At 40.8% G+C, this 8,476-nt stretch carries 5 protein-coding genes and 2 tRNA genes; 4 read left to right on the forward strand and 3 right to left on the reverse strand.

The window, feature by feature from the left end; all coding sequences use genetic code 11:
* Positions 1-6: 6 nt before the first annotated feature.
* From L2672_RS15335 to L2672_RS15350, 4 genes are all read left to right on the forward strand, one after another.
* Positions 7-2,619, forward strand: coding sequence for a beta-glucosidase (locus L2672_RS15335; RefSeq protein WP_248996720.1), 2,613 nt, complete (start codon positions 7-9; stop codon positions 2,617-2,619).
* A gap of 216 nt (positions 2,620-2,835) precedes the next feature.
* The gene (gene radD, locus L2672_RS15340) at positions 2,836-4,593 is read left to right on the forward strand and encodes a DNA repair helicase RadD (protein ID WP_248996721.1); all 1,758 of its coding nucleotides are present in this window, start codon (positions 2,836-2,838) and stop codon (positions 4,591-4,593) included.
* Positions 4,594-4,701: 108 nt separating this feature from the next.
* Complete coding sequence (locus L2672_RS15345) at positions 4,702-4,962, forward strand: GrxA family glutaredoxin (protein WP_248996722.1); 261 nt, start codon at positions 4,702-4,704, stop codon at positions 4,960-4,962.
* Between the two features lie 335 nt (positions 4,963-5,297).
* On the forward strand, positions 5,298-6,761 hold the full coding sequence (locus L2672_RS15350; RefSeq protein ID WP_248996723.1) for a hypothetical protein: 1,464 nt from the start codon (positions 5,298-5,300) through the stop codon (positions 6,759-6,761).
* A gap of 72 nt (positions 6,762-6,833) precedes the next feature.
* On the opposite strand, the gene L2672_RS15355 is transcribed toward L2672_RS15350, so the two are convergent.
* The 3 genes from L2672_RS15355 to L2672_RS15365 all read right to left on the reverse strand — a co-directional run bounded on the left by L2672_RS15355 (position 6,834) and on the right by L2672_RS15365 (position 8,443).
* Positions 6,834-7,988 (reverse strand): DcaP family trimeric outer membrane transporter, encoded by a 1,155-nt coding sequence (locus L2672_RS15355; protein WP_248996724.1) that lies wholly within the window; start codon positions 7,986-7,988, stop codon positions 6,834-6,836.
* A 177-nt stretch (positions 7,989-8,165) separates the two neighbouring features.
* Positions 8,166-8,241: transfer RNA gene (locus L2672_RS15360), tRNA-Lys, on the reverse strand.
* Positions 8,242-8,367: 126 nt separating this feature from the next.
* Positions 8,368-8,443 (reverse strand) — tRNA-Lys (locus L2672_RS15365).
* Positions 8,444-8,476 lie beyond the last annotated feature (33 nt).

The following is an 8,476-nucleotide window of genomic DNA, read 5'->3' on the forward strand; positions in this document are numbered from 1 at the left end:
CAGATTATGCGCTCCATAAAAAGCAAACCACAACGTGCGTCCAAATCATTATTATCCATAAAAATTGCCGCACTAGTATGTTGTAGTAGCCTAAGCGTTAATGTTAATGCACTGCACCCGCAATTAACCCCTGAAACGCTTCACGCATTGCATTCATTGTCTGATCAAGAAAAGTTACGTATTGGTGAGCGCATAATCAATGTAGAAACCGAAATTGCTCGGTTGTTACCACAACTTACATTAGAAGAAAAAGTCTCGTTAGTGCATGCTGCTGGTAAATTTCATATTCCAGCCATTGAGCGTTTAGGCATTCATGAAATGTGGATGTCTGACGGCCCACATGGTGTGCGCTATGAAATCGATCGTAACTCTTGGGCTCCGGCAGGCTGGACCAATGATTATTCAACCTATTTACCGCCACTCACTGCGGTTGCCGCCAGCTGGGACCCAAACATGGCTACCCTGCACGGGAATATATTAGGTGCTGAAGCCCGTCACCGTAATAAAGACTTAATTCTCGGCCCCGGAGTCAATCTCGCTCGTTTGCCACTTTATGGTCGTAATTTTGAGTACATGGGCGAAGATCCATATTTAGCAGCAAGTCTTGTTGTACCAACCGTGAAAGCCATTCAAGCTAACGATGTCGGTGCCACGGTAAAACACTACGCACTAAACACCCAAGAGCTTAACCGCACAGGGGTAAATGCCAAACCAGATGAACGTACATTACGAGAAGTGTATTTACCTGCCTTTGAGGCCGCGGTTAAACAAGCAAACGTTCATGCCATTATGGGCGCTTATAATGAATTTAGAGGCACCAATGCTAACCAAAGTGAGCATCTAATCAAAACCATTTTAAAAGGTGAATGGGGCTTTCAAGGAGTATTACTCACCGACTGGAATGTTGACATCAATACCTATGACGCTGCCATGAATGGCCTAGATATCGAAATGGGCACTGATGTGGCCTCTTATGATGAATACTATATGGCTAAGCCGCTTTTAGAGATGATCAAAGCAGGTAAAGTGCCAGAGTCAGTACTAGATGACAAAGTAAGCCGTATATTAAGAGTTCAACTGAGCATCGGCATGATGGATAAACAACGCCTTTCAGGTGAGCGTAATACTCAAGCACACCGAGATGACGCCAAAACGATCGCCACTAATGGTGTGGTACTGCTTAAAAATGAACACAATGTATTACCGCTTAAAGCAGAAAAACTCCAAAATATTTTAGTGCTTGGCCCTAATGCCAATAAGCGTCACGGCTTTGGTGGTGGCTCTTCAGAGGTTAAATCATTATACGAAGTGACCCCGTTAGAGGGTTTACAAGCCAAACTAGGCGACGAGGTCAATATTCAATTAATGCGTGCCGCCAGTAGCAAATTTATGCCCATTTCAAACGACTACCTGACAACTCGCCATTGGACAGGTACGCCTTCTTGGCAAATCAAATATTTTGACTCAAACTCATTCGACACCCTAGTTAGTGAATCATGGATTGCCGACCCCAGCTTTAATGCTAAAGGCCAACAACAATTTGTTGAAATCACCGCCAACATTAAACCAATGGACTCTGGCGAACATCTATTCAAACTTAATGGTCACGGCAAAGTATCAATTACCATTAATGAGCAACCTTTCATTAGTAATCAAACCATTGAACAAAATAACCATTTAACTAAAACAATTGAATTGAAAGCTGGCCAAGAATATGCCGTTGCCTTGCGTTATCACGGTAATGAACAAGTTGTCTTAGGTTGGGACACACCCAATAGCTTATTTAATAGCGAGCAAGAATACCTTGCCGCGGCTAAAAAGGCCGATGCGGTCATTTACTTTGGTGGCCTAAGTCACGCAGATGACCGAGAATCTATAGACCGTCCCGATATGAAATTACCCGGTCAACAAGATGAAGTTATACAAAAACTTATTGCCGCAAACCCCAATACCATTGTTATGATGATAGGCGGTTCAGCCGTTGAAATGCCTTGGGCAAGCCAAGCAAAAGCTATACTTTGGGGCTGGTATGGCGGAATGGAAGCCGGTAATGCTTATGCCGACATCATTATGGGCAATGCCAACCCAAGCGGTAAAATGCCAATCACTTTACCTAAAAAACTTAACGACACTGCACCTATTGCTTTAAACGATTATAACGAAAAAGAGTCGTTATACACTGAGGGAGTTTTTATTGGTTATCGTTGGTTTGAAAAACAAAAAATTGACCCAGAATTCCCGTTCGGTCACGGTTTATCTTATAGTCAATTTGCATATTCAGACTTAAAAATAGAACCTAATGAACAAGCAGGGTCTTATACCGTTACCGCTAACATTACCAATACCAGCAAAATTGCTGGCGCTGAAGTGGCTCAGCTATATTTAGGTGATGTAAAAGCCAGTGTGCCCCGTCCAGCTAAAGAGTTAAAAGGCTTTCAAAAAGTCTTTTTAGCCGCAGGCGAAACCCAAACCGTACAGTTTGATTTAACTCAACGTGATTTATCATTTTGGGATATAAAAACCAATAACTGGAAAGCTGAGCAAGGTGACTTTGAAGTCATGATTGGTGCATCTGTTGCCGATATTAAACTAAAACAGCGCTTTAGTTACTCACTTTAGTTACTCGCTATAGCCAAACATTTTACCCCTAAGAGTAAGCAATAGCAGAAAATTGCTTTACTCTTATGGGATATAACTAAGGTTTTATAGCCTGAAAGTTTCAACTCCAGTTTACAGCGTCACCTTACTGACTAATCAGCCTCGAAGCTTGCATTATATTATCCACACGGTAACCTTAAACGCCCCTTTCTATTGAGTGCCACGTTAAGTTAAGCCATGCAACTTCGAGACTACCAACAAGACTCCGTAAATGCCGCAATTCGTCACTTCAAACACAGTAATGAAACTGCCGTTATTGTGCTGCCTACTGGCGCAGGAAAAAGCATTGTCATCGCTGAGCTTGCCAGAATAGCCAATGGTAATGTCCTTGTACTGACTCATGTTAAAGAATTAGTTTCTCAAAATGCTGAAAAAGTGGGCCTACTTACCACCGAAGCCAATATTTACTCCGCAGGGCTGAATCAAAAAAAAGCCAATGGCAAAACCGTTGTCGCCAGTGTTCAGTCAGCTGCACGAGCATTAGACCAATTTAACCAAGCATTTTCACTGGTGATTATTGATGAATGTCATCGTGTGAGTAATGAAAAAACCAGCCAATATCAGCAGCTACTGGCCCACTTAGCCAAGCAGAACCCGAGTATTAAAGTTTTAGGCTTAACCGCCACGCCTTATAGACTGGGGATGGGCTGGGTGTATCGACACCACTATCATGGTAAAGCGGGTAATGTAGATAACCCGGTATTTGAAAAATGCATATTTGAATTACCCATGCGTCCGTTGATTAAGCAAGGCTTTTTAACACAACCCAAAATTTTTGATGGTTTAAGTGCCCAGTATGACTTTAACCAACTAACGGTGTCTGACAACGGTCATTTTAATGAGCAACAAGTAGATAGCCTGCTACAACACCAAGGTCGAGCAACCACAGCCATTATTAATCAAGTGATTCAATTAGCCCATCAGCGTAAAGGGGTAATTGTTTTTGCCGCCACTGTTAGGCACGCTGAAGAAATAATGGCGCTATTAAATAAACAACCTGCCCCAAGTGCTGCATTAATTACCGCTAATACCCCCCACGTTGAACGTGATGACATTATTAGCACTTTTAAGTCACAGCAACTTAAATTTATCGTCAATGTATCGGTTCTTACAACGGGGTTTGACGCGCCTCACGTGGATTTAATTGCCATATTACGCCCTACTGCATCGGTCAGTTTATTCCAACAAATGGTTGGCCGAGGGCTGCGGCTTGCGCCCAATAAAACTGACTGTTTGATTATTGATTATGCCGCAAATGGTTTTGATTTATATTACCCTGAAGTTGGCCAAGCCAAACCTAATAGCAAATCAGTACCTGTACAAGTACATTGCCCAGTATGTGAGTTTGCCAACACCTTTTGGGGGGTAGTTGATAATGATGGCGATATTATTGAGCACTTTGGTCGTCGTTGTCAGGGCTTAATCGAACCCGAACCTGTATTGGAAAGTAACAAACTACAACAGTGCGACTTTAGATTCAGATCAAAAGCCTGCCCTGATTGCGGAGCAGAAAATGATATTGCCGCTAGAGTTTGTCAAAGTTGTAATAGCACCTTAATAGATCCTGACAAACACCTAAAACAAGTGTTGCAATCACAACATCATCATTTGTTTAAGTGCCAACAAATGCAGTTATCTAATCAAGATAATAAGTTAGTGGTAACTTATATTGATATTGAAGGGAATGACTTTAAACAATCATTCAAATTCGATACTCCAGCCCAACGGAAAGCCTTCTATGCAGCCTTTGTACTACCCCATACTCGCACACCGGGCATGCTGCACCCAACGTATGCAACAGTGGACAAAGTAATAGAGGACAAACAAAGATTTAGAATGCCAAATTTGATTCTGTTAAAAAAACAACAACGCTTTTGGAAACAAGTTGAGTTGTTTTTTGACTACCAAGGTAAGCATAAAATTGACTTCAGTTAACCTCAAAGCTTAATCGTTAAACTCTATCAAGCTTATTTGATTAATCACGTTATCATTTCCCAAATACATGTGTTATAAACACTCCAACAATAAACACTAGGAGTGAATATGTTTGTAGTAATTTTTGGTCGCCCAGGCTGCCCATACTGTGTTCGTGCTGTTGAACTTTCTGAAAAACTTGCCGCACATCGTGATGACTTTAAATTTAAGTATGTTGATATCCATGCCGAAGGTATCAGCAAAGCAGACTTATCAAAAAGCGTAGGTAAACCAGTAGAAACAGTGCCTCAAGTTTTTGTTGATGAAACCCCAATTGGCGGTTACACAGAGTTTGATCAATATGTACGTCAAAATGGTTTATTAGATTAAATAAGTAATTCCAATCACGATAGGTATTATGACTTATAAAAACATTGATAAGTATCCAGCAATAAACTGGCTCTATTAATTAAAGTCGTAAAAACTATTTCAAGCCTTAACCGAGTTATTACTAGGTTAAGGCTTTTTATTGGTCAAAAAACTCACTTATTTGATCTCATTAAAATAACTAACAACTCACCTTTCTAAACCATAAATACCATAAAATCTTACCCATCCTCAGCTAAAAAATACGCAACAATGAGTATTAAAGGCTAAAGTTAAATTTACCTAACATGGAGACACATAAATAATCTGCCAGTTTATCAATAAAAGGAACTTATACTATGAAGTTAAAGTATCAATATGGATTGCTCTTTATATTATCAATATCTACCTTGACAGCGTGTAACAATAGCTCAGTCATCGATGAAATTGACAGCTCGCCTGATAACAATGAAACCGATTCGAACGAAACTGATTCGAATGAAATAAACAAAGATCTCAGCACCTACTTTACTCAAACAACTCAAGCGGTTGATGTTACGCCTAAAACGGCAGCTGATACGGCGTCATTAAGTAATTATGGTGTTCATACTCCTACTGACTTTTTTCTTAATGATGACGGTTCTATTGATGTATATTGGCAGGATACTGATTCAGCTTGGCATATTAGTCAATTTGACAATGTGTTGGCGCCGGAAACGACAGTAGAAATCATTTTACCCACCAGCATTAATCAACAAGGGCGCTTTTTAGGGTTTACTAAAAACCCACTCAATGAAACTTATTACATTGGATACAGTAAAGATAACCAATTTGCCGAGCGAGACACCGACGGAAGCTGTGTTAGCAATGATGATAAAGGCTATAACTGTAATGCTGAGTATTGGGTAAGTGCTTTCTCATCGACAGGTGAAGAAAGTTATAACACCCGCATATTTGGTGAGCTTGATTTATCAATCAAAGATGTTTCAGGCGGAACGACAAAAGGCAACCCAGGACAAGCTGCGGTGGGCGTAATGAAGTATATACCTCATCTTGAAAAATTGGCTATATACACCGGACATTTACAACGGTTTGGCGATCAGATCCGTCATCAAGCTGGTTGGTTTGGCATGGTTGACAGTATGGGGGTGGCAGAAACATGGGGCGGCTGGTATTCATCACACAATTTTGACCAACGAATTCAGTTAACTAGTGATGAGAACATTTATACCTTAGCGCATGGCGATGCCTACCCCAGAGCATTACAGTTAACACAATGGGATCAACAACAAAGTAAGTCTGCTTATACCTACCAATACTACGCAATTGAGAATGGCTCAACCGGTGACAATAAAACTTTAGCTGATACCGGAGACTTAACAATACTGAGCGACGATTCAGCCGCAATAGCCTTTGCCACCCAAGACTCTCGTACTTCAAAAGATGTACGTCTAAAAATAATGACCGGGATTAAAGCAGGAGAAATCACTGAGACACAAGACTTATGGCTAACAGAATACGGTGCTGAAAAAACCGCAGGCAAAGGTATCAAAATTGCCACAGTTGCTGAAGATAAAGTGCTTGTGGCATGGAACACCTTTGAAGGTGAAACACCGGCAGAAGGTAAAAAGAAAGGAGAATATATTGACTCCACCGTCGCAATTTACAACCTTGAAGGTGATGCATTATATAGTATGACCATTGAAGATAGATTAATGCCCACGCAAACACTGCAAGTTAATTCAGCTGGAACGGCAGCCGTCTGGGTAACGACATCTGAAGATGGAATAATACTGAATCATATTGACTTAACAATATTGTAAACATATTAATTCATCAAAAAAGGACATAAAATTATGTCCTTGTTACTCTTTCACATGTGTTACGTATTACGGTTATAGCGCATATTTAGCAGAAAACATAATACGGTTTAAATCACCGTCAGTACCATTTTCTCGCTCGTTCAACGCATGCATATATTCAACACCAAAGGTTAACGGCTTAGATGGAGAATATAGCAAGTTAACATAGCCAGAATAAGCAGATTTATTTACTGCGCCACCCGTTAACATAGGGTCATTATCAGCCGTAAAACCCGATACGGTGAAACTTGAACGCCATTGTTCAGACCACCAATGACGATAAGACACAAAGCCACCATATGAGGTAATAGTACTGATATCACCGTCGGCATCTAATACACCCGCATTAGCATAGTTCAATGCCATATAACGCCCCAATCCTTCACCATACGTCGCAGTGAACTTGAAATCATCTTTACCGATTGGAATAACGCCAGCCAAACTCACACCGTAACCCACCTCAGATGAGTCTAATTGAGTGGTACCTTGAATTTCTTCAACATCTAATTGACGCACTATCCCTGCTAAAGATAATGCCGTACCGCCATCTAACTTAAAGTTATAACGAGCAATAACATCGGGTATAACCCCACTGCCGCTGGTTATTCTTCCGCCACCACCATTAGGGGTTAAGGTAGTTTCAGGGTTTTCTAATGCAATTTGCCAACCACCATTAGTATATTTAACCAATGCTTGACGCACAAAAGGCGTTCCATCAGCAGCGCCCACAAAATCCAAGTTTTCGGGTAATGCTCCTGGGTTTTGGAACGTGGTCCATGTTTGACCAATGGTCCAATTATCATAACTGACAAAAGCATGACGAATACGTGGCGAGTAACTATTAGACACCCGCTCATTACCATCGGTATGAGTCATAAAATCTAATTCAATGAAGCCTGTAAGCTTATGCCCACCGTCTAAGTCTGTGACCGTTTTAAAGTTAAATCGAGACTCTCTGGCCTGAAAATCAACCACTTGATTACCGTTGCCTTCAACACCATAAATGGTACCTGGGACGTAAAACTGACGAGACAAACTTCCAGAATCAGGTGCTCCATTACCGTAATCACTAAACATGACATCGGCTTTAATGTATCCACCAAATGTCATTTGAGTTTCAGCTTGAGCTGAACCACTCGTTGCTAACATTGCCCCAGAAATCAATGCAGCTAGTTTTAACTTTTTCATCCTTAACTCCCAATTATTTTTGTAATCAGAGTTAATATGAACGAATTAACAAAAGTGAAACATTAGCAATAGGTCTATAAGACAAAAGTAGAAAAGCAAAAACTAAATTAGTTAGAATAGTGAATCGTTTTGAAACAATTAGGAAAGGGAAAGAAGTAGCAGATTTGCATAAAAGAGTGGTGGGTCGTGAAGGATTCGAACCTTCGACCAATTGGTTAAAAGCCAACTGCTCTACCGACTGAGCTAACGACCCATCTTGGTTTTGCTAACCTTACAGATTAGACTGGAACAAAAGCCAACTGTCTATGTTTCAAGACCGACTGAGCTAACGCGCCATATTTAGATAAACCTTAAATTCTTTAGCCACCATTTAAGAAAGTGGTGGGTCGTGAAGGATTCGAACCTTCGACCAATTGGTTAAAAGCCAACTGCTCTACCGACTGAGCTAACGACCCATCTTGGTTTTGCTAACCTTACAGATTAGACTG

Source organism: Shewanella gaetbuli, assembly GCF_023284065.1.
Taxonomy (GTDB): domain Bacteria; phylum Pseudomonadota; class Gammaproteobacteria; order Enterobacterales; family Shewanellaceae; genus Shewanella; species Shewanella gaetbuli.

Coding starts and splice junctions, on each gene's coding strand:
- L2672_RS15335 (WP_248996720.1), top strand. CDS start 7: ATGCGCTCCATAAAAAGCAAACCACAACGTGCGTCCAAATCATTATTA.
- radD (WP_248996721.1), top strand. CDS start 2,836: ATGCAACTTCGAGACTACCAACAAGACTCCGTAAATGCCGCAATTCGT.
- L2672_RS15345 (WP_248996722.1), top strand. CDS start 4,702: ATGTTTGTAGTAATTTTTGGTCGCCCAGGCTGCCCATACTGTGTTCGT.
- L2672_RS15350 (WP_248996723.1), top strand. CDS start 5,298: ATGAAGTTAAAGTATCAATATGGATTGCTCTTTATATTATCAATATCT.
- L2672_RS15355 (WP_248996724.1), bottom strand. CDS start 7,988: ATGAAAAAGTTAAAACTAGCTGCATTGATTTCTGGGGCAATGTTAGCA.